Annotated in this window: 12 protein-coding genes; 3 read left to right on the forward strand and 9 right to left on the reverse strand. The window is 55.3% G+C overall.

The features are described from left to right. The first annotated feature begins 181 nt into the window (after nt 1-181). Complete coding sequence (locus VFE46_19255) at nt 182-7,174, forward strand: Calx-beta domain-containing protein (GenBank protein ID HZZ30144.1); 6,993 nt, start codon at nt 182-184, stop codon at nt 7,172-7,174. A 57-nt stretch (nt 7,175-7,231) separates the two neighbouring features. Here the strand turns inward: VFE46_19255 and VFE46_19260 are convergent, their stop codons facing one another. The 9 genes from VFE46_19260 to VFE46_19300 form a co-directional block, all read right to left on the reverse strand. Continuing rightward, nucleotides 7,232-8,155: a WecB/TagA/CpsF family glycosyltransferase gene (locus VFE46_19260; GenBank protein ID HZZ30145.1), complete on the reverse strand. Its 924-nt coding sequence runs from the start codon at nt 8,153-8,155 to the stop codon at nt 7,232-7,234. A 6-nt stretch (nt 8,156-8,161) separates the two neighbouring features. After that, nucleotides 8,162-9,406 carry a glycosyltransferase family 4 protein gene (locus tag VFE46_19265; GenBank protein HZZ30146.1) on the reverse strand — a complete coding sequence of 415 codons (1,245 nt, stop codon included), beginning with the start codon at nt 9,404-9,406 and terminating at the stop codon, nt 8,162-8,164. Next, the gene (locus tag VFE46_19270) at nt 9,403-10,413 is read right to left on the reverse strand and encodes a glycosyltransferase family 2 protein (protein ID HZZ30147.1); all 1,011 of its coding nucleotides are present in this window, start codon (nt 10,411-10,413) and stop codon (nt 9,403-9,405) included. Before VFE46_19270 ends, VFE46_19265 begins: the two co-directional genes overlap by 4 nt. Nucleotides 10,414-10,430: 17 nt before the next feature. Next, a complete protein-coding gene (locus tag VFE46_19275; protein ID HZZ30148.1) occupies nt 10,431-11,501 on the reverse strand; it encodes a GNAT family N-acetyltransferase in 1,071 nt (356 codons plus the stop codon). Next, nucleotides 11,498-12,862, reverse strand: a complete 1,365-nt coding sequence (locus tag VFE46_19280; protein ID HZZ30149.1) for an O-antigen ligase family protein — start codon at nt 12,860-12,862, stop codon at nt 11,498-11,500. Before VFE46_19280 ends, VFE46_19275 begins: the two co-directional genes overlap by 4 nt. A 6-nt stretch (nt 12,863-12,868) precedes the next feature. After that, on the reverse strand, nt 12,869-14,233 hold the full coding sequence (locus tag VFE46_19285) for a lipopolysaccharide biosynthesis protein (protein ID HZZ30150.1): 1,365 nt from the start codon (nt 14,231-14,233) through the stop codon (nt 12,869-12,871). After that, nucleotides 14,230-15,231 carry a polysaccharide deacetylase family protein gene (locus tag VFE46_19290; protein ID HZZ30151.1) on the reverse strand — a complete coding sequence of 334 codons (1,002 nt, stop codon included), beginning with the start codon at nt 15,229-15,231 and terminating at the stop codon, nt 14,230-14,232. Before VFE46_19290 ends, VFE46_19285 begins: the two co-directional genes overlap by 4 nt. Nucleotides 15,232-15,257: 26 nt before the next feature. Continuing rightward, on the reverse strand, nt 15,258-16,340 hold the full coding sequence (locus VFE46_19295; GenBank protein HZZ30152.1) for a sugar transferase: 1,083 nt from the start codon (nt 16,338-16,340) through the stop codon (nt 15,258-15,260). 197 nt (nt 16,341-16,537) lie between these two features. Then, complete coding sequence (locus VFE46_19300; GenBank protein ID HZZ30153.1) at nt 16,538-18,142, reverse strand: hypothetical protein; 1,605 nt, start codon at nt 18,140-18,142, stop codon at nt 16,538-16,540. Nucleotides 18,143-18,904: 762 nt separating this feature from the next. Here VFE46_19300 and gmd point away from each other — a divergent pair. After that, complete coding sequence (gene gmd / locus VFE46_19305) at nt 18,905-20,059, forward strand: GDP-mannose 4,6-dehydratase (GenBank protein ID HZZ30154.1); 1,155 nt, start codon at nt 18,905-18,907, stop codon at nt 20,057-20,059. A gap of 11 nt (nt 20,060-20,070) precedes the next feature. Beyond that, nucleotides 20,071-21,033: a GDP-L-fucose synthase gene (locus VFE46_19310; GenBank protein ID HZZ30155.1), complete on the forward strand. Its 963-nt coding sequence runs from the start codon at nt 20,071-20,073 to the stop codon at nt 21,031-21,033. The last annotated feature ends 164 nt before the right edge of the window (nt 21,034-21,197 follow it).

The following is a 21,197-nucleotide window of genomic DNA, read 5'->3' on the forward strand; positions in this document are numbered from 1 at the left end:
GAGAACAGGCAGACTGAGTGTCAGAGAAGAGCGCAATCGGGCACTCGACCAAGTTTTTCATCATTGAAGGGACATCAAGATGTGGTTCCGCCGCTGGGATTCTAAGAGACTGCGCGCAAAATCCTCCCGTCCGTCACGTAAGCGGGTTCGTCGTTTTGAAAAGTTTGAGCCGCGTTTGTGCATGCACGATGACGGCGATCCGACCGACTGGCTGGATCACTTCACCGACGATAACGCGCTGCTCCAGCAACTCCAGCTGACTCCCCCGTCGCAAGTTGCGCAATTGTCGAATGCCGCTCCTGGGTCACAAGCAGATCCATCTGTCGTCGGGCAGTGGGGACCGTTGCAACAGTGGCCGGTCGAGTTCATTAACGCCATCATGTTGCCGACCGGAAAGGTGATGGGTTGGGATCGGTTGATGAATATCCGGCTGTGGGATCCGACGACCGGGCAAATTACCATCCCCAACAACCCGGGCTACAACATCTTCTGCACAGGCATGTCGCTGTTGGCCGACGGCAGCGTGTTGGTAACCGGTGGGCACGTCGACAATTTGGTCGGCTTGCCGTTCTCTTCGATTTACAATCCGTTCACAGATACTTGGAAACAACTGCCCAACATTAATGGGGGGCGGTGGTATCCCTCATCGACGACACTTGCCAATGGCGATGTATTGATTCTTTCCGGCGCTACGAACATGGCTGGCAATGACGATCCGTTGCCGCAGGTTTATGACGTTACCGCCAACAAATGGATCGACCTAACGACCGCGGAACAATCGTTGCCCCTTTATCCGCGCACGTTCTCTGCGCCCAACGGCGACGTGTTTGTGGCCGGTTCGCAGCAACTGTCGGAATACATCGATACCACAGGCACCGGGGCGTTGATTCCGGTAGCCAATCGCATCGACCCGGACCGAGACTATGGATCAGCCGTGATGTACGCGCCCGGAAAAATTCTGTATGTCGGCGGCGGTTCGCCGGCAACCAATTCGGCGGAAATTATCGATTTGAACCAGCCGAATCCGCAGTGGCAAGAAGTCTCGCCCATGGCCTTTGCACGCCGCAATTGCAACGCGACATTGTTGCCCGACGGCGAGGTTTTAGTTACAGGAGGAAACACCGGCTCGGCCCAATACGACGGCGACCCGGTAACCGCGGCGGAAATTTGGAATCCTGCGACTGAAACCTTCACCACATTGTCCAGTGAGTCCGACGTTCGCTGGTATCATTCCACCGCCTTGTTGTTGCCTGATGGGCGTATATTGTCTGGCAGCGGCGATAATCACCTCACCGAGCAAGTCTATTCCCCGTCATATTTATTTGAAGGCCCGCGACCAACGATCACCTCTGCTCCGCAAACGGTGGAGTACGGCGACAATTTCTTCGTCGGCACGCCGGATGCCTCCTCCATCACAAAAGTGGAATGGATCCGGATGGGCACGGCAACCCACGCTGAGAATTGGGATCAATATGCGGTGGATGCCTCGTTTGCCACGGTTGCCGGAGGCTTGAATGTGGCCGCGCCGTATACGCCCAACAGTTCGCCGCCAGGTTATTACATGCTGTTTATTTTGAAGGGCGATGTGCCTTCGGTGGCTGCCATCATTCGAGTGGGCGCCACGCTGCCCTCGATGTCCGTCGCCAACATTGCAGTCACGGAGCGAGCAGCGGGCAACACAACCAATGCCGTCTTCACGGTGAATTTGGAGCTTTCTAGCGCGAAGACCGTCACGGTGGCTTATTCAACCGCCGATGGCACCGCGGTTGCCGGCAAAAACTATACGGCGCAAAGCGGCGTACTCACGTTCAATCCAGGCGTGACGAGCCAAACCGTAACTGTGCCCGTCATTGGCGATGGAATTAATGATCCGAATTTAACGTTCTCGCTGAATTTATCATCGCCGTCGGAAGCTGCTTTAGCTCAGGCCTCGGCCCAGTGCCTCATCCGCGATTTCAACTCCCTGCCCGTGTTGCAAATCCAGGGCGTCACCATGCAGGAAGGCAACTCGGGAACAACGAATGCCAATTTTGTGGTTACGCTGTCTTCGCCCCGCACACAGGCGGTGACCGTGGCTTATACCACCGTCGATGGAACTGCAACGGCGGGCAAGGATTACATTTCGCAAAATGCCACTTTGACCTTCCCGGCGGGTGCTACGCAGGAAACGATTTCGGTCCCGGTAATCGGCGACACGATTGATGAGCCGCACAATTGGTTTTTTGTTGATTTGTCCTCGCCCGTGGGTGCGACGGTCGATGTGGGGCAGGCGGAATGCTACATCTACAACGACGACAATGCGCCCTTCGTTTCCATACCGACCACGGCGACGGTGACCGAACCAGGCGTCGGCGGCGTTACCAATTTGGTTCTTACTGCCACACTTTCGGCGGCCAGCGGTAGGACGGTTACTGTCGGCTGGCAAACGTTGGCTAACGGAACGGCGGTCGACGGCACGAATTATTCGGGTCAATACGGCGGATTAACGTTCGATCCGGGCGTCACTTCGCAGACATTTACCATTCCAATTCTTAACGATAACGTTAAGACGCCCGACCTTACCTTCAGCATCCAGTTGCAAGCTTCGTTGATTAACGGCACGTATGGGAACATGGTCACCAACGTGACCATCACCAATAGTGATGCCCTGCCGAGCATTTCTTTAGGAAACGCCTCGGTGACGGAAGGCAATTCTGGCAACAAATCAATGACGTTCACGGTAAAGCTTTCGGCGCCAACGAATCAGGCGGTCACCGTGAATTACGCAACATCCGCCGGCACGGCCACGGCAAATACCGACTACGTTCAAACCACGGGCGTCTTGACGATTCCAGCCAACGCCACCTCGGCCACGTTTACCGTGCCGGTTAAGGGAGACACGACTGTTGAATCGGACGAAACTTTTAACGTCACACTGAGTACTCCTTCGGGGGCAACCATTGCGGTCGGAAAAGCAGTTGGCGCCATTTTGGACGACGATGGTGCTCCTGTTCCGGCCACGCCCACCGGTTTGACGGCCTCGGCGTCATTTGGAGCGGCGGTTCTTTCTTGGCAAGCTGTGCCTGGCGCCACCAGCTACAGCATCTATCGCGGCCTGAGTTCCAACAGCGAAGGAACCACGCCGGTGATAACGGGCGTGACGGGCACGACCTTTACCGATTCCGGGCTAACCAATGGCAAGCCGTACTACTATTGGATTACCGCCGTCACGAAGCAAGGCGCGACGAACTTCGAAAGTGCCGCCTCGAACGAAGTGGTTATTGCGCCCACCTCGCTTTCGTTCCCGTATTTCTTCACACATCAAAGTTATGCTTTAGTCGGCTTCCCGACAAGTCAGAGCAACCTGCTGAGCTTGAACGGTTGGAATATCGAAAACGTCGGTTTCTACGGGACTTACATGCAATTGACCGATGGCGGCACGAACCAAACCGACAGCTTCTTTACGCAAAACCCGGTTTCGGTTGGCCGCTTCACCACGAATTTTACGTTCGAGCAAATTCCCACCATCAACTATGTGGGCAGCGACATCGGCAGCGGCTTAACCTTTACCATCCAAGGCGACGGACCAACGGCGCTGGGCGCGGACGATTCCGGATTGGGCTATGCCGGAATTGGCAATAGCGTGGCGGTGAAGTTCGACTTAACCGACGATGCCGGCGAAGGGCCCGATTCCACTGGGTTGTATACCGACGGAGCGAACCCGACATCGGCCAATTCTATCGATTTGCGCAACACAGGCATCGATTTGCACAGCGGGCACTTGTTTAACGTGGCCATGAGTTACGATGGCGCTACGCTGACGGTGACCCTCGAAGATACCGTCACGCAGGCTACGGCCACGCAATCGTATGCCGTGAACATTCCAGCGATTGTCGGCGGCGGCCAAGCTTACGTGGGCTTTACGGCAGGCACTGGTGAGGAATCGGCCATTCAGTCGATCAGCAACTGGACATTCACCCCGGCGCCCAACGCTCCTTCAGGACTACAAGCGACATCGCCCAGCGGTTCGCAAGTAAACCTTACGTGGACGAACAACGATCCCAATGCCACAGGCACAGTGATCCAGCGAAAAGCCGGCGCGGGCGGGACGTACGTCACCATTGGATCGACCAGCACACAGGCCGCTAATTCCTTTACCGACACCACAGCAATTCCGGGCACGATGTACTTTTATCGTGTTCAAGCAACCGATAGCGGCAGCACATCAGTATTTTCTAACGAAGCCAGCGCGACCACCGTCAGCGCGCACGCCGACTTGCAAGTGACCGTGACTGACGGCCAAACCTCCGCGACACCGGGTTCCGCCGTGACTTACACGATTGTGGTGAGTAATGCCGGCCCTGATGCGGTGGCAGGCGTTAACATTGTCGATTCGCTTTCCTCGGGCTTTGATACCACGTTTGGCAACGTGACGTTCACCGCCACTGCCACCGGCGATGCTTCAGGCTTTTGGGCCAGCGCTTACGGCACCGTGAACAACACGGTTACGATGCCGGCCGGCAGCACTATTACTTATACGGTGCATGCCACCGTGCTGCCTGGAGCGACTGGTTCGATAGCCAATACAGCCACTGTGACTGGGCCTACCGGCGAAACGGAAATTAATCCAGGGAACAATACAGCAACCGATACCGATACCATTAGCGGCACCCCGCACGCCGATTTGCAAGTTACGGCCAGCGATGGGCAAAACTCGATACTCCCCGGTTCAACCGTCACGTACACAATAGTGGTTAGCAATGCCGGGCCGGCCACCGTGGCGGGCGCGAATATTGTCGATAATTTGCCGTCGACGTTCAGCTCCATCACATTCAGTGCTACCGCCACCGGCGGAGCGTCCGGCTTCTGGCAGAATGCGTTTGGCAACTTGAACAATACTGTTACGATGCCACCGGGCAGCACCATCACGTATTTGCTGACTGGCACCCTGAGTTCCACTGCTACGGGTTCGGTTTCGAACACCGCCACGGTGACCGATCCAGCCGGCGTAACGGAAAACAACCCTGCCAACAACACGGCTACTGACACCGACACCGTCGGCGGCACACCCACAGCCGATTTACAGGTTACCGTAACCGATGGCCAAACCACGCTGGCGCCTGGCTCGACGGTAACTTACACCATCGTGGTTTCCAACGCCGGTCCCAGCACGGTCACCGGGGCCAACATCGTTGACAATTTGCCGGCCACATTCAGTAACATAAGTTTCACCGCCACGGCCACGGGCGACGCCTCGGGCTTCTGGCAAAGTGCGTTCGGCAATCTAAATAACACGGTCACGATGCCGCCGGGTAGCACTATCACCTATTTGCTCACCGGCACGCTTAGTCCAACTGCGATAGGCACCATTGCCAATACGGCAACCATTACGGGATCGGCAGGCGTGACCGAACTCAATCCGGCCAACAACACCGCCACCGATACCGATACCGTGGCAGCCACGCCGCAAGCCGATTTGCAGATCACGATGACCGACGGTCAAACAACCGTCAGCCCGGGTGCGGCCGTTACGTATACCATTGTCGTCACCAATGCGGGACCGAATACAGTCACCGGTGCAAACATCGTCACCACGCTTTCCTCCGGCTTCGATACAACCTTTGGCGCCACAACGTTTACCGCGACCGCCACAGGCGATGCCTCTGGCTTCTGGGGCAGCGCGTTTGGCAACGTGAATAACACGGTGACCATGCCGCCGGGTAGCACCATTACATACCTGTTGCATGCAAGCCTTCTGCCTGGCGTGACCACGGGCTCGGTTTCCGGGACCGCTAGCGTGACTGCTCCAGCGGGCGTGAATGAAATCAATCCGGCCAATAACACGGCGACTGACACCGATACCGTTAACGGAACGCCGCACGCCGATTTACAGGTGACGGTGACTGATGGCCAAACAACCGCGACACCGGGTTCGGCTGTAACCTACACCATTGTGGTTACCAATGCGGGACCAAGCACCGTTGTGGGTGCAAACATTGTCGACAATTTGCCCGCGGTGTACAGTTCGCCAAGCTTTACGGCCACAGCCACGGGCAATGCATCGGGCTTTTGGCAGAGCGCCGTGGGCAACTTGAACAATACGGTAACCATGCCGCCGGCCAGCACGATCACGTACCTGTTAACGGGCACGCTTAGCGGCACGGCCACAGGCAGCGTGGCAAATACGGCAACCGTAACCGCTCCGGTTGGCGTTGTGGAAAACAATCCTGCTAATAACACAGCCACCGACACGGATACCGTAGGTAACCAGCCACACGCTTTGGTGGCGCAAGCCACTCCGGCAGCAGCGCCTACGCCCATGCTCAATTTTCCGAATGGGTTCGTGGGCACAAGCAGTCAACTGAGCTTGAATGGATCGTCCGCCTCGATCGCCGGTTCTAACTTGCAACTAACGACGGGGGGCAAGAATCAAGCGGCCAGCATCTTTGCTCGCACGCCGGTGAACGTGACCAATTTCAGCACCCGCTTTGCCCTGCAGTTTGCGGGTGGAACCAATCCTCTGGGCGATGGCATGACATTTACCATTCAAGGAACTGGCATGAAGGCGCTGGGAAGCAATGGTGGAAACCTGGGCTACGGGTCGATTAAGAAAAGCATCGCGGTAAAGTTCGATCTGTTTAGCAATGCCGGCGAGGGAGCAAATTCCACGGGACTTTACACGAACGGGGCCGCACCCACCTCGGCTAAATCGAACAATCTCAACGGCTCCGGCATCGACTTGCACAGCGGTCACGTGTTCGACGTGGCAATGAACTACGATGGCGCCAAGCTTACCGTGACGATTACCGACATGGTTACGCAGGCCACGGCCACGCAATCTTACACCGTGAACATTCCGTCGCTTGTGGGCGGCAAGACGGCCTATGTCGGATTTACGGCCGGCACCAGTGCCAATACTGCGGTGCAAAAGGTCCTCAATTGGACCTATGCCGCGTTACCGCCAGCCGTGGTGGTCACTCCCACCACCTCCACGGCAACTGCTGGGGCGGCAAAAACTACTGTAACCACCGCAGGAAGCACTCCCCAAGCAACCTCGGCGGTCAAGCTTAGCTCTGCGGTCAGCAACGAATCGGCCGCAGCGACTTCCACGGCAAAAAGTAAATCGTCTTCCACTTCTTCAACCAACACCGCCGGTACAGCAGAACTTCTGCAGTCGCTGCCGAAGCTGGGCTAAGCCGGGAAGCAAGGCGAGCTTTCCGGGCATTGGATCAACCGTCTGGAACGTTATTTCTCAACTGTGACGGGTTGCTGTGCTGGATGCCCGTGCTGATTCCCGCAGCAGAGGATGAGCGGCTTCCACACGCACAGTGCTGTGGGCGTCGTTTTGCTCGGTTTCGATAGGTACGGTGTTGTTGCGTTTTTGAAACAGCCGGCCGATCGCTCGCAGCTTAATCTGCATGATGGCAAAAAATAGCTTGGCGACAAAAATGGTATTGGTTACCAGGTAACGCTTCCACAGCCGCCGCGGTTCTTGAAACAGCCGGTATAGCCATTCCAGTCCGTGGCGCTGCATCCAAACTGGCGCCGCCGATTTAGTTCCGGCGTGGAAATCGAACGCCGCTCCTACGCACAATTGAACCGCATGAATGGAATCGAGATGTTCCGCGGCGAAGTAATCTTGCTTGGGGCAGCCTAGGCCGAGAAACATCAGTCCGGCCCCGCTGGCGTTCACACGTTGGACCATCGCTGCATCTTCCGCAGGCGAAAGCGGGCGGAACGGCGGAGATTCGGCCCCGGGGATTTTTAATACAGGAAACGCGATATGCAAATTTGCCTCCAGCGCCGCCAGCGTTTCCGGGGAGCCGCCATACAAATAGATCGACACGTCCTCGGTTTCGGCGCGCTGGCAAAGTCGCCACATTAATTCCGATCCGCGCACGTTGCTAGGCAAGCGTGTGCCATATAGCCAGTTTAACGCCCAGCGAACCGGCTGGCCGTCGGGCGTAATTACGCCGAAGCGGTTTACTTTTGCCATGAGAGGCGGCTTGGTGGCCGCTTCGATCAAGGCATGCACCGAAAATGCTGAAACCGCGGCCGATTGGCCCTGGTGAGCAGCCTCTAAAATTGCATCGCAGGCATCATCCACTTGCACGGCGCTGATTTGCACGCCAAACAAATCATATTTGGTGGGCCACTGAACCGCGTTGGTTTTCATCGATGTTTATCCCTTTCTTGCGATTGGTGCACAGGCCGAGAGTGCCACAGATCGTGGGACAGAAGGTTCTGAGGCGTGGCAATTTCCGCGAGCTAATTTAAGCGCCTCTCGGTAAATGGACATCAATCGCTCGTAATACAAGTTCTCGTTATATTCCTGGCTGGCTTTGCGCCGTCCGGCCGTTCCCATTTGCAGGCACAAATCGGGATTGCCCCACAGCAAGCGAATTCGTTCGGCTAATTCAACCGAGTTGCCGGGTTCAAATAGCAGGCCGGTGACGCCGTCGTCGACAAATTCCGGCAAACCTCCAATTCGCGAAGCAATGACCGGCAGCGACTGGCTCATGCCCTCCGAAACAACTAACGGGCAGCCTTCATACCATTTGCTAGGCACGATGAGAAAGCGCGCGCCTGCGTAAAATGCCGCCATTTGATTAGGTTCCAAACGGCCGACAAACAGAACGTTAGCCGGTGCGTTCTTCCGTAATTCATCGAGAATGGGCCCATCGCCCGCCAACCGGAACGGAACGTCTGGTAAACGAGGCGCCGCCGCCAGTAGCACGTCGACCCCTTTTTCTTCTTTCATTCTGCCGGAAAAGGCAACGTAACTGCCTAATGTTCGATCGTTTTGCTCCGGTCCCAAGTTCACCATATTTGGCAGGACGGCAATTCGGGATTCTTCGAAGCCTTCCTTCACCAGCCGGGCCTTGGCAAACTCGCTAAGCACCATATGCAAAGTCACATGGCGTTGAAACCAATTCAGCTTCCGCGCGATGAAGCCTCGCAGGGCATAGGCCATGCTCTCAGCCAAGTTTTCGCGACAGTTTTTCACAACGCACCAATACTCACGGCCGCCCAGACAACGCTCGCATACTTGGCCTTTGTGCAAGTGATTGACGACCGGGCAGGTAAGCATATAGTTGTGGCTGGTCATTACCACCGGCAGGCGCGCGCGATGGCTGGCCACTAACACCGACGGTGAAATTAAAGGATACAGATTGTGCACATGCACTAAATCAGGTCGCTCCGCGTGCAGTATTTGAGCCATGTCGCGGTACGAAGAGCGGCTGTAGATGCCGTTGGCGAATGCGCGGACTTTGCCCAGCAAGCTGGCGTCTAACCCTTTGCTTGTTTTGGTAAACAATCGAGCTTGATGACCGCGCTTTTCCAATAGCGCATGAATCATTTGCACCACGGCGCCTTCGCCGCCGCAATGAGTGCGATAGTCGTTGTAGACTTGCAAAACTTTCACGCAACTGCCTCCGCAGCGACCGTTTGCTTTCCGACAACTCGCCCACGCCGAAATTCCAAGTCGGCAAAATAATTGGTTTGTGGGAACAACGCGGGGGCCAAAATGGCCAGCGTTCGCCGCACATATCCCTCGGTGCGCCACAGTCGCACGCGCTGCCCTAAAACTTCGGCCGAATCGCGCCGAATCCATCCCCACACGAGCTTTGGCACAACCACGAGTGCCGCATGGCCGAGTCGCGCAATGCACAACATGGATAACTTCAACGGTCCCTTGAATTTGTAGTCGAGGCCGGCGAAGGCATTACAGCCTTGCTGTGCGTCCCAGCGGAAGTAATCGACCGTTAAGCGATTAGGCGCAACACGGTGTTTAACAATTGCGTGAGGCGTGTAATACAGCGCCACGCCTCGCGATCGGGCTCGCATGAAGAAATCGCTATCTGATTCCCCACAAATTTTGCTGGCATCGAAGATCCCGATCGTGTCCATAACGTGCTTGGCCACCAAAGCATTGCCGGTGCCAGGCAGCCGCTTGCCGGTGTAAGGATGAACGGTCGCATAGTAATCGATTTCACGAAGTGATGTGGCCCGTACAAAGCGGCTCAGTTGAGCAAGCGTTTCCTCCGGCAAATTCAAATGGACCGCCCCACCCACGATGGGCGAAGCCGTTTCCTGGGCCGCTTGAAATAACTGACGCAACCAATCGGGGGCGGCAAGTTCGTCGTCATCGACGAACGCCAACCACATGCCCTGGGCGTGTGCAATTCCACAGTTGCGCGTAGCGCCATCACCGGGAATCGTTTGATAAAAGTATCGTACTGGCACGGGCGATGTGGCCGCCACTTCCTCGACCACGGTTTTTGTGGCGTCGCTGGAGGCATTGTCAACGACAATAATTTCGTAGGTAAATTGGTCGTTGGTCTCCTGATGCAGCAGACATTCCAAGGCGCCCCGCAGCATTTCACAGCGGTTGTAAGTGGGAAGGATAATGCTAATCAAAGGTGTGTCCATCAGTTAAACTCCTGATCTTACTGAAATGCAAACCATTCACGGATACGATATAAAACTCGCGCCGGCACGCGGGCCGGCTTACGCAAAGGTGACCGCCGTGCCCAGGCATACGCCCGATGCCATTGCCGCTGCGCGATGCCCCGCACCGGCCGCAAGTCGACACTGCCGACTGCAACTTGGCTCGCTCCGGACATGAAGTACTGTTTGTGCTGATCCATGCCCTTGCCAAAATCGAGCCGCCGACAGCCCATCGCTGCCAAGGATTTGATGAATTCCAAGTCGCGAACCATGCCCGGCGAGAATTTGGCGAACTCGGTGGCATAGCTGGGAAACCAATAATGCTGCACGCCGTACGATCGCATGCCGAAGTGCGCGGCCATTAATTTTTCGCCGGCGTAAAGTGCACACAGTGTTCCAGCAAATGCTTCTTCTCTGCAACCGAAAATGCGTTCCAACACGGCGCGCGTCCAAGCAAAGGAAAACACATTGGTGGCGCCGCTCCGCACGTATTGCTGTTGTTTCCACCGCAGCAGCGTATCGAACACTTGTGTATCGTTGGTTTCCGCTTCAAACCGCAATGGACCGATGCGGCGCTCTAGCTTTCGCGCTTTTTCCGTGATGTTTGGAAATTGATCTCCACCGCACTGAACATGTTGTGCCGCATAATTTGTAAATCCGTCGGAAAAATCTGCGTACGGCGAATCTTCCACGTGGCGGTGATAAGGGTGCAATTTCTGCTGCGACGATACGGCATGATCAAAGTGCCAGGCCTTCAACCGGCAACGCTTGAGCAACTCGACAAGGTTCCACTCGACGTTTCGACGGACGATAACACCTTGAAAATCTGACAGCCGCCCGCCGACCGGTCGGGCAATGCCGCGCGCCCGTTGATAGGGGAAGAATCCCACCATCTCACCGGCTTGTTCCAAGACGCCAACTTCCACATCGTTGCGAACGGCGGCCACCGCCTGCGTAAATTCAGGCCGAAAATAAGGACTATCGAACTCTTTCTCGGAACGTTGCACTTCTGACCAGGCAGTCCAATGTTCCTGACTCAGTTGCGCGGCAGGGAACGTGGTAATTTTCATACACGCAGCTCCTGCACCAATTCCACAGGTAGGGCAGGAACCGCCGCGCCCGAGGCAGATTCAACTGGAACCGCTTGATGGCAATATCCCAAATGCGCCAGCCCACAAACCATGACGAAAGCGCAAAAATTATTGGGCGACGTAAATGCCGATTCTAAAACCCCGTTCAGTGATCGACAAACAAGCAAGACTAGCAAAAATCCATAGCCCAGTTCTCCCGCAAACCGGTATCGATGGCCTACCTCTCCAATGGCCGACGTCAGCACCACCAGGCACAGCCCTGCACCCACAATTCCCAGGTCGAGAATGGTATCGAGATAGGCACAGTGACCGTCGGGTACGGTCCATTGAAACGTCTGAGTGAAATTGTCGATTCGCTTCGGGCTCCAAAACGTCAGGTACCCGTGTCCGAAGAGAAGGCGTTCCTCCGCATGAGGCAGCAGGGCCTCCCACAGGGGCACACGCCCGGACAATGATTCCGCTTCATCTTCGCGTCCAATCAATATTACGTTAGCGGCACGATCGATGAGGTTGAAACCAAACAGCATGCCGGTGAAAGTGATTGCGCTAGCTGCAAAAACGATAGTGGAGACGATCAAAATCCGCTTGGTCCACGATACATTGATGGCCCGGTACGCCAGCACTGCGACCAACAAAGCCGCGCACACCGTGCGCGACTTCGTCAACCACAGCAAAACCAGCGCCGCCAGGCACAAGCCCCACAATAAAAGTTTTCCCCGTTGCGCGCGACTTGCGAGAAAGCCAGCGGCGATTGCCATTGTCGCGCAATAGGGCGACTGAACGTTGGGATGCACGGTGCCGGCAAACCGATATTCGGGCGATAAAGGATGGAATGTTCCTAGCGCCAGCTCCGTGCGCACGCCGTTAAAAATAAGGATTGCCGTGACGGCCAGCGTCACCACGCACAAATCGTGCAAAGTCAACTGCTTGGCAATTCCAAGTGCGGCAATGCTGCAAAACAGGAGCACGGTGAAATGCCGGAGCGTTAGCGACGGCTCGACCGACCAAACGATGCTCAACCCGCACCACGTCAAATAGCCCAATAGCAGCCAACCCAATCTCGAATCCAACTTCAAGCGATAGCCGCCGGGAAGCAGCATCAGGAATACGCCGTAGGCGGCGATCATGGGAATGGCAAAGCGCCGGCCCGCGTCCCCTTCAGCAAACCGCTCGGACAGTTGCTCGCCAGTGACTTGAAAGGCGTTCAGACTGGAAATTTGCGTGTTGGTATGTTCGATCAAGTAGTATGCGACGGTGAGCACGAAGATCGTCAACCATACGAGCACGGTCCGCAACCGGGTCGTCGGCAGTGAATCAGTGGCGAGTTGAAGCGTCGGCATATTCGGTCAACCTTCGGCAGCTTGGGGGAATGTTTTCAACAGCCGCCGCAGCGTCAGCTCACGAATTAAGGCGCCAACGACTTTTCCAGCCAAATCGCCTAAAGCCGCTCCCAGCACTCCCATGCCGGGGAGCAAACACAACGCCACTCCCAAGGTAACCACCAATGTGCAGATGTCTGCCGATAAATTCGCGCGCGGGCGATCGATTGCCCACAAACCAATTCCAGCCGTCAGGCCCAAGCTTTGTGCCATCATGCCAAGCGACAACACTCCTATCGTTGAGCCGTAGCCGGAGTATTTGCTGCCAAATGCCAGCACCAACAAGAAATCGCCAGACAGCAGAACAATGATCGCAAATGCGCCCAACACGCAGGCATAAACCATGGTGGCGGTGCGCAGAACCTTCCGCAGTTCAGGGACGCCCCCCTGGGCAAATGCCTGGGCCGCTCTGGGAATCAAAAAAGAAGCCAGCCCAATCATGAACGTGCTGGCAGTGCCTACGATGTTGACGCAGGCCCCCAGCACGCCGGCCTCTGCGCTGCCATGAACGGCAGCCACAAGATATGGCATCAGCGACGGGGTGGCAAAACCAATGATGTGGCTGGCCAAAGCCCAACGAGCAAAACCCCAATTCCCCCACCAATCTGCAACCGCGGTAGACCACTTTAATTGCAACGGTTGGCTTTTGGAAATAAACCAACCTAAGCCGGCAATGGCGCACGCGATGCCCATCACTCCATAGGCGCGGGGTACCGTTAACTGATGAAAATACGCCAGTGTCAACAATCCGCCCAATTGAAGCAGCGAGACCGCCACGTCAATCACGACCGCGGTCGTCAACTGCAAATGTGCGATGGCCAGTCGGCGCAAAAATTCGCGCAGTTGCAGAAACGGCAACGCCCCCAGCAAAACCCAAATCGCCGGCGCAAGGCTCGCCGGTCCAAGACCTAGCGCCAGGATACCGAGGAAACCGAAAAGTGCCACCACAAGCACGCCCGACAATCCTAGGAAGTGGAGCAATGAGCTGCCGGTATATAAAGCCTGGGCGTCCTCACGGCGGCCTTGGCAGTAAATGACATAAGGTGCACAAATCAGTTGTTCTTGGATTCCCCGCGCCAGATAAAAGATGGAAAGTGCAAGATAGTAAATGCCCAGTTCTTCTTTCGTGCACAAGCGACCGATAATCACGCCCGTCAAAAAGCCAGTGCCGCTGACAACCGCTTGATCGAACAGCGACAGCGTTCCATTGCGCAAATCCGGTCGCGCGACAAACATACTCCATAACCGCACCAGCATGCCGGCAGGACGGCCCAGCGGCTCGTGGCTTGGGGCTTCTTGTGTGTCGGGAAGTGTTGTCGAAAGCGTGCTCATGCGGTGGTTTCTGCCGTTCTGTTTTTTGGCCGAAGCACCGAATCGGTCGACATTTTTTCGCCGGTCGGGAAAATGCGGTTAGCCCACCGCCGTAAGCCGCTCCAACTGCTGCGAGCCACACTGTATCGGCCGTCGAGTTTTGCGGCCAGCGATGCCGCCGAATCTGTATCGAGCGCGGCAAACCGGCCCCAATTCAGTGGATCGTCAATAGGTCGAATGACTTCGCTATTGGTCGTGACCACGCACCGCACTCCGCATGCTTCGGCCGCTGCCGACAACTCGGGACCATCCTTGAGGCGGCAACCATTCCCAAAGGGCAGCGCCAAAGGCGCTTGCGTGATGCCAAATTTCGCCCGCAATATTTCCAGCGATGTTTTTAGATCATTACAGAAATTTTCGACCCGGCCGCGAAAATCGGCATGCGTATGAGTGTGGCTGCCCAGCTCGACCAGGCCGCTGGCCAGCATTTCCGCGCACGCCGAGGTGGTAATCGGCTTCCAGGTTTCCGGCGGCACGGCAGCCGAACCCGCGTATGACCAATCGTCAAATGGCAATGGAAGCTGGCTATCGAGGTAGGCGGTCGCAACGAACATGGTCGCTGGAATTCTCAGCTCGCGTAATATTGGGAAGGCATTGCGGTACACGTTTTCATAAACGTCGTCGAATGTGACGACAAATGTTTTGTCTGGAAGCGGCTGGCCGGCCACATGCTTCTCAAAAGCTTTTTGCAACGAGCACGGGCGAAAGCCGCGCTCGAGCAATCCGATCAACTGTGCTTGAAACGAAGGCGGGGTAACGTTCCACGTGGGAGCCGCAATTCCTTTACAAATCTCAGCGACGCGATGATACATGAGAATGCCGAAGGCGGCGCCGCTGTTCCCTCGCCAGCGCGGCGGCAACACGCCCAAACCACGCGCGATGATCCGATTGCGTAGTTCGCCGAGTTGAGCACGGCGCAATTGTTTTCGATGACTGTTGGCAGTCGACAGGTGTGGCATGACATCACGGATGTGTTAAACCAGTTTCAATTTGCGCCCTTGCGCATCAATACCGCCGGAATGGTTTGTAGTAACACTCCGAGATCTGTTCGAAAAGATCGTGACCGAATGTAGCGGATGTCCATTCGCATCCATTCGGTGAAGGGAATGAGCGACCGGCCTTTCACCTGCCATGTACAAGTAATGCCAGGGGTAACATCCAGCCGCCGGCGTTGCCAGCACTCGTATTGCCGCACTTCTTTTTGCAGCGGCGGCCGAGGACCCACCAGCGACATTTCACCTGTCAATACGTTCCATAACTGCGGTAACTCATCGATGCTGGTTTTGCGTAAAAATCGACCCACGCGAGTGATGCGCGGATCATTGCGAATTTTAAATACGGGCCCCTCTTGTTCGTTCAATGCCATTAGTTTTTCCTGCAAACGTTCGGCATCGACCACCATCGTGCGAAATTTGTACATCCGAAATTGCTTGCCCCCCAATCCATTTCGCCATTGGGCAAAGAATACTGGCCCCCGCGAAGTCAATTTCACCGCCAACGCAGCAGTGATCAAAATTGGCGAAAGCAGAATCATTGCCACGACCGCCCCAACAACATCTAGCGATCGTTTCCACAGGGGTGTGGGCTGCAGAAACAGCGTATCCATGGCCGGAACGGAGGCGATTTGTTCGCGCTGATCGCTTTGCGCACCGTTGCTGCTATCGGCTTGTTCATCGTCGGATTGCGAAGGATAGGTGTACACATCGCAATGGGGAGCAGGGATGCTGCTAAATTTCAGCAATACATCGTCGGCTAAAACACGCGCCCCGTCGGCCGGAGTGCTGGGGAGCACCACGCCTAACTGGAGTGGCCCCAACCAGCCGATTTCGTCGGTGCAGCGCAAACGACCTTGCAAAATCTCCGCGAGAATCTCAAACATCTTTTTCGCGGAGGCGGCTTCACTGGGTGTGAATTTGATCACCGCGAACTCAATGCCGATGCGGTCCGCACGGGAGCGTTCTCGTTCCACGATGCCTCGCATTTGCTCGACCGATCGCAACCCATTTAATATTTTTGTAGTGACCTGTTGCCGGTTTCTAAACAGGCGAAATCCGTTGGCGAAAAACATGATAGTAAGTCCCTGCTGTCGACGAATAATTAAAAATGCTTCCAATCACGGGTGTGCATCCAGCAAGTGGCAGCCGCCAGCATAAGCCGCCGACTGAGGGCGATACGCAGCCAGGCAGGCCTTGTAAGCCCGGCGTGCGGGTAATGTTGTCAGATTTTCGCGGATTTGCATTTTCGGTTGGCCCAACCGTCAATGCGCTAAGTGGAATTACCTGATAATTGGTCCGACATGCGTCGGGAAATGGATGTAACTAATGGAACTGTCGAGTGGTTGGGAACGTGGTGGGTATCGTTGGTCAAGGAATTGCGTGTTTCCAAAAGAAGCGGCAACCCAATCGCGGATGTCAGTCCCATGAGCAAAATTAAGGCCGCCGCCAAATGGGACTTCGTCTTGATGGGGGTCGGCTCAAATGTCGCAGGCTCAAATACACTAATGTTCGAAATTCGGTCGGCCTCAAGCGCATCGTCAATCCGCGTTTGTTCCAGATGCTCTGTGTATGTCTGATAATTTGCTTCTTGCTCTTTTAAATCGCGGGAAAGTTCAGCCAACTGCACTTGAGTAGCGTTGTACGTCTTAATTTGATCGTGAGCTTCAGCAATCTGAGTTTGCAGTTTGTCCAACTTGGCGCGGAGCGCCGTCAGCACCGGTTCCAGTTTCACCAGCTCGACTTGGCTTTGCTCGTAGACAGTATTCGGGCCGCTGGTGACCATTTCGTGCGAAGGCGGCGCCGATTCGAATGACTTTTTCGCGGCAACCAGCCGCTCGCGGGCCTGCTTCAAGAGGATATGCTCGTCGGTATATTTCGATTCCATGTCTTGGACAGCCATTTGCAGTCGGTACAACTCATCCCGCATCAATTCGACGCCGTGGCTCTCAACGCCTACAGTGTGCGAGGTAACCGTCGTTGCCGGCAACGCGGCAATTTTCTGTCGCAGAGTCCGCGCTTGTGCCTCGGTGCTAGCCAACTCGGTGGTAGTGGAAGCTAATTCGTCTTCTAAATGCGCCGCCCGACTTACTAACAAATCGCGCTGGGTTTCTGGAGCTGCCAATCCCGTCTGGTCTTTCAGGTTTCTGATTTCTTCCTCGGAGCGAGCTACCGCCGCATGCATTCGATCCGCCTGCTCCTGGAAGAAGGCGTGGGCGCCGCTCGTTCGATTCAGTCGCAAATGGTCAGCCAAATAACAATCGACCAAGCAGCCCACAATTTTTTGCGAGAGGTGCGGATTGCGACTTTCGCAATCAATGTGCACCACATCCGACTTTTTTACGGCTTGAACTTGGAGCATGCGCTGCAGCTTGGTGATGGCGGAATCGCGATCGTTGTCGCTTGGGGACGACTCTTCGGAACTTGTAACGCTGGTGGCTTCCGCCGATACCGGCATGATGGAGCCCACCGGGGTCATAGGGGTTATGGCAACGGCCGGAGAGTGAACAGACTCGCTTTCATCGGGATCTTGATCGTGCAAAATAGTTTGCGTCCCCAGCCTTCCGATCACCTGCTCCGCCAGGGCGCGGGAATTCAAAATCTCAGTGACGGTGTTGATTTCTTCCTCGCGGGTCGACGGCAGTGACGACGGTAAAGAAGTACGGCCAATCGTGGCGGTCGCGTCCAGCGAGGCACTATCGCGTCCCAAGCGAATATAGAGTTGCGATTCCGAACGATAAGACCGTGGAAATATCCACAGCGCCAAAATCGCAATGAACAAACTAGCTAGCAGGCACATTGCGGAAAGCCGCCAATGTCGGGCTAAAATCCGCGATGCCTCGGCAAGAGACATTTCCCGAAGACGCTCGATATTCACGGCTGTAGTACTCTAGGAAGTTTGTGATAATTAAGGGGTTTAGCCATGTTTTATTGGTTTCTCTATGGTCCGTCAAGTATCAGCGAAAGGAAACAACATTAGTTTCCCATTAAGTCGTAAAAACAATGAAAACGATAGGAAAAATGCACGATCTAGCAGTTGAAGTTTTTGGGAATAACGTCGTCGCCGGTTATGCAATCGACATGCCGTATTGCTGATCGAGCCCTGTAGACTCAAGTTACATCGCTTAAAACTAGTCGTCAAAGTAATAAAGGACGTGCGATGATTCGACCCGGTCGCGCGTGTGAAAGTGCCATTGCGATCCGCAATGGATGCAATTCAACCGCAGTTTCAAAAAACTGAACTCAGTTATTTGGGGACAATACGGTGGAACACCACAGTAAAATGGAGAAGCTGGCAGAAATGCCTCAACTACACGCACCTAGCCGCGCAACTATTGTGCAACACCTCACAATTACGGGCAGGCTGAATAGGTGTTTGGCGGTTTCGTATTCACAACAGCAAAATTGACGATGAAAAAGCGCATAACCCCCTAAAAACGCGACCGCAATTTGGCAAATTGCGGTTTGACTTCAATCCCGCATGTGGTTAACATGGGCAAGATTCAAAACATCATAGCAGTTACCTAAAAGTGGGCCGCTGCGGACAGCGTTTGTAGCTGTTTGCTAATCTTTCACCCAAACGGCATCTCGCTGGCCCTGCGGATTCCCCGGGGATTATTCCTTGAATAGCAAAGAATCCATGTCAGTTGCTTCCCCTCGGGCACTCATCACAGGAATCACGGGTCAAGATGGCTCGTATTTGGCGGAGTTGCTCTTATCCAAAGGCTACGAAGTCCACGGCATTATCCGTCGAGCAAGTTCGTTCAATACGGGCCGCTTGGAACACTTGTATCACGACCCGCATTTGGCCGACGCGCGGCTCAAGCTGCATTATGGAGATTTGACCGACGCCAACGGCCTGGCCCGCTTAGTACGGCAAATTCGACCCACGGAAGTATATAACCTGGGTGCCCAAAGCCACGTGCGCGTCAGCTTCGATCAGCCCATTTACACAGCCGATACGGACGCCGTTGGCACGCTCAAATTGCTGGAAGCGGTCCGTGATTTTCAAGATGCTTCCGGCACCGTCGTGCGGTTTTATCAGGCTTCAAGTTCGGAAATGTTTGGCAAGGTAATGGAAACCCCACAGAAGGAAACCACGCCTTTTTACCCTCGCTCGCCCTATGCAGCGGCTAAAGTTTATTCGCACTGGATTACCATCAATTATCGCGAAAGCTACGGATTGCATGCATCGTGCGGCATTTTATTCAATCACGAGTCGCCACGCCGTGGTGAAACATTCGTCACTCGCAAAATCACTCGAGCCGCCACGCGCATCAAGCTGGGCCTGCAAGATCTGTTGTATTTGGGCAATTTGGAAGCCAAGCGCGATTGGGGTTTTGCCGGCGATTATGTCGAAGCCATGTGGTTAATGCTCCAGCAGCCTAAGCCGGATGACTATGTAATTGCCACGGGAGAAACTTATTCGGTGCGCGAATTTTGCGAATGTGCCTTTGGGCAATTGGGAATGGATTGCCGCGATTTCGTCCGGACCGACCAGCGCTATTTCCGCCCCGCCGAGGTCGATCTGTTGTTGGGCGATGCGACCAAAGCGCACAATGTATTAAAGTGGAAGCCGCGCGTATCATTCGATCAACTCGTTACGATGATGATTAACGCTGACTTGGAGTTAGCGCAACGAGAGCGGGTATTGATGGAACATTTTCCCAACGGCCAGGCCCAATTCTCAGAGTCGGCCGGCATACCGGCCCGGGCTGGCAGCTCAGGGCATGCCGCGAATGGCAACGGCCCCCACGCGCCCAAATTCGAAAAATTGTCGACCTTCAAACCGTGACGGGGCGCCCGATGATCCGTTGGGAGGAATCGCGCGTCTGTGTAACAGGAGGCGCCGGTTTTTTAGGTCGCGTTGTCTGCCGATTGCTGCTTGAGCGCGGCGTTGTTCCCGATCAGCTCATCATTCCGCGACGGGCCGAATACGATTTGACGCAAGAGGCACACGTCGAACGGTTGTACCGCGAACAGCAGCCCGATGTCGTCATTCACCTGGCGGCCGAAGTTGGTGGCATTGGCGCCAACATGGCGCAGCCGGGACGGTTTTTCTTCGCAAACATGGCGATGGGCATGCACTTGATCGAACATGCCCGACTGGCAGGAATTCGCAAATTCGTGCACACAGGCACAGTATGTGCGTATCCAAAGTTTGCACCGGTACCGTTTCAAGAATCCGAATTGTGGAACGGCTATCCAGAGGAAACGAACGCACCCTACGGAGTGGCAAAGAAGGCATTATTCGTCATGCTCGATGCCTATTATCGGCAATATGGCTTGCACAGCGCAGTGGTTGTGCCTGTGAATCTTTACGGTCCCGGCGACAATTTCGATCCAGAACAAAGCCACGTAATTCCGGCGCTCATTCGTAAATGCACGGCCGCCGTCGAACAGGGGAATGCAGAAATTGTCTGCTGGGGCTCCGGAACCGCAAGCCGGGAATTTTTATATGTCGACGATGCAGCACAGGGAATTGTGCAAGCCGCCGAAGTCATGGAGGAACCAATTCCCATTAACTTAGGAACCGGTCGTGAAATCACGATTGCCAAGCTGGTGCAATTGATCGCCGAGCGGTGCGACTTCAAAGGCCGAATTCGATGGGACGCCTCGCGCCCTGATGGTCAGCCGCGCCGGTGTCTCGATACCTCGCGTGCTGCTGAGTTGCTGCAGTGGCAGGCCACAATGTCGTTGGAGGAAGGCCTCCGCCGCACCATTCGTTGGTGGCGCGAGCAGCAAGCCGACCGAATTGCAACGCGGTAGTACGGCAGCACTTGGCTGCGCGTCACAGTGCTCCCTAGAGCGCTCTTCATCTAGCTCTAGCGCCATGCCGGCAAATTAGTTAAGCTACGCAGCAACTTGAACAAGGAGGTTGCTGTGGCACCGTATTCGAGGGAGTTTCGTCGAGACGTACTTGCCGCCTGTGA

Source organism: Pirellulales bacterium, assembly GCA_035656635.1.
Classification (GTDB): domain Bacteria; phylum Planctomycetota; class Planctomycetia; order Pirellulales; family JADZDJ01; genus DATJYL01.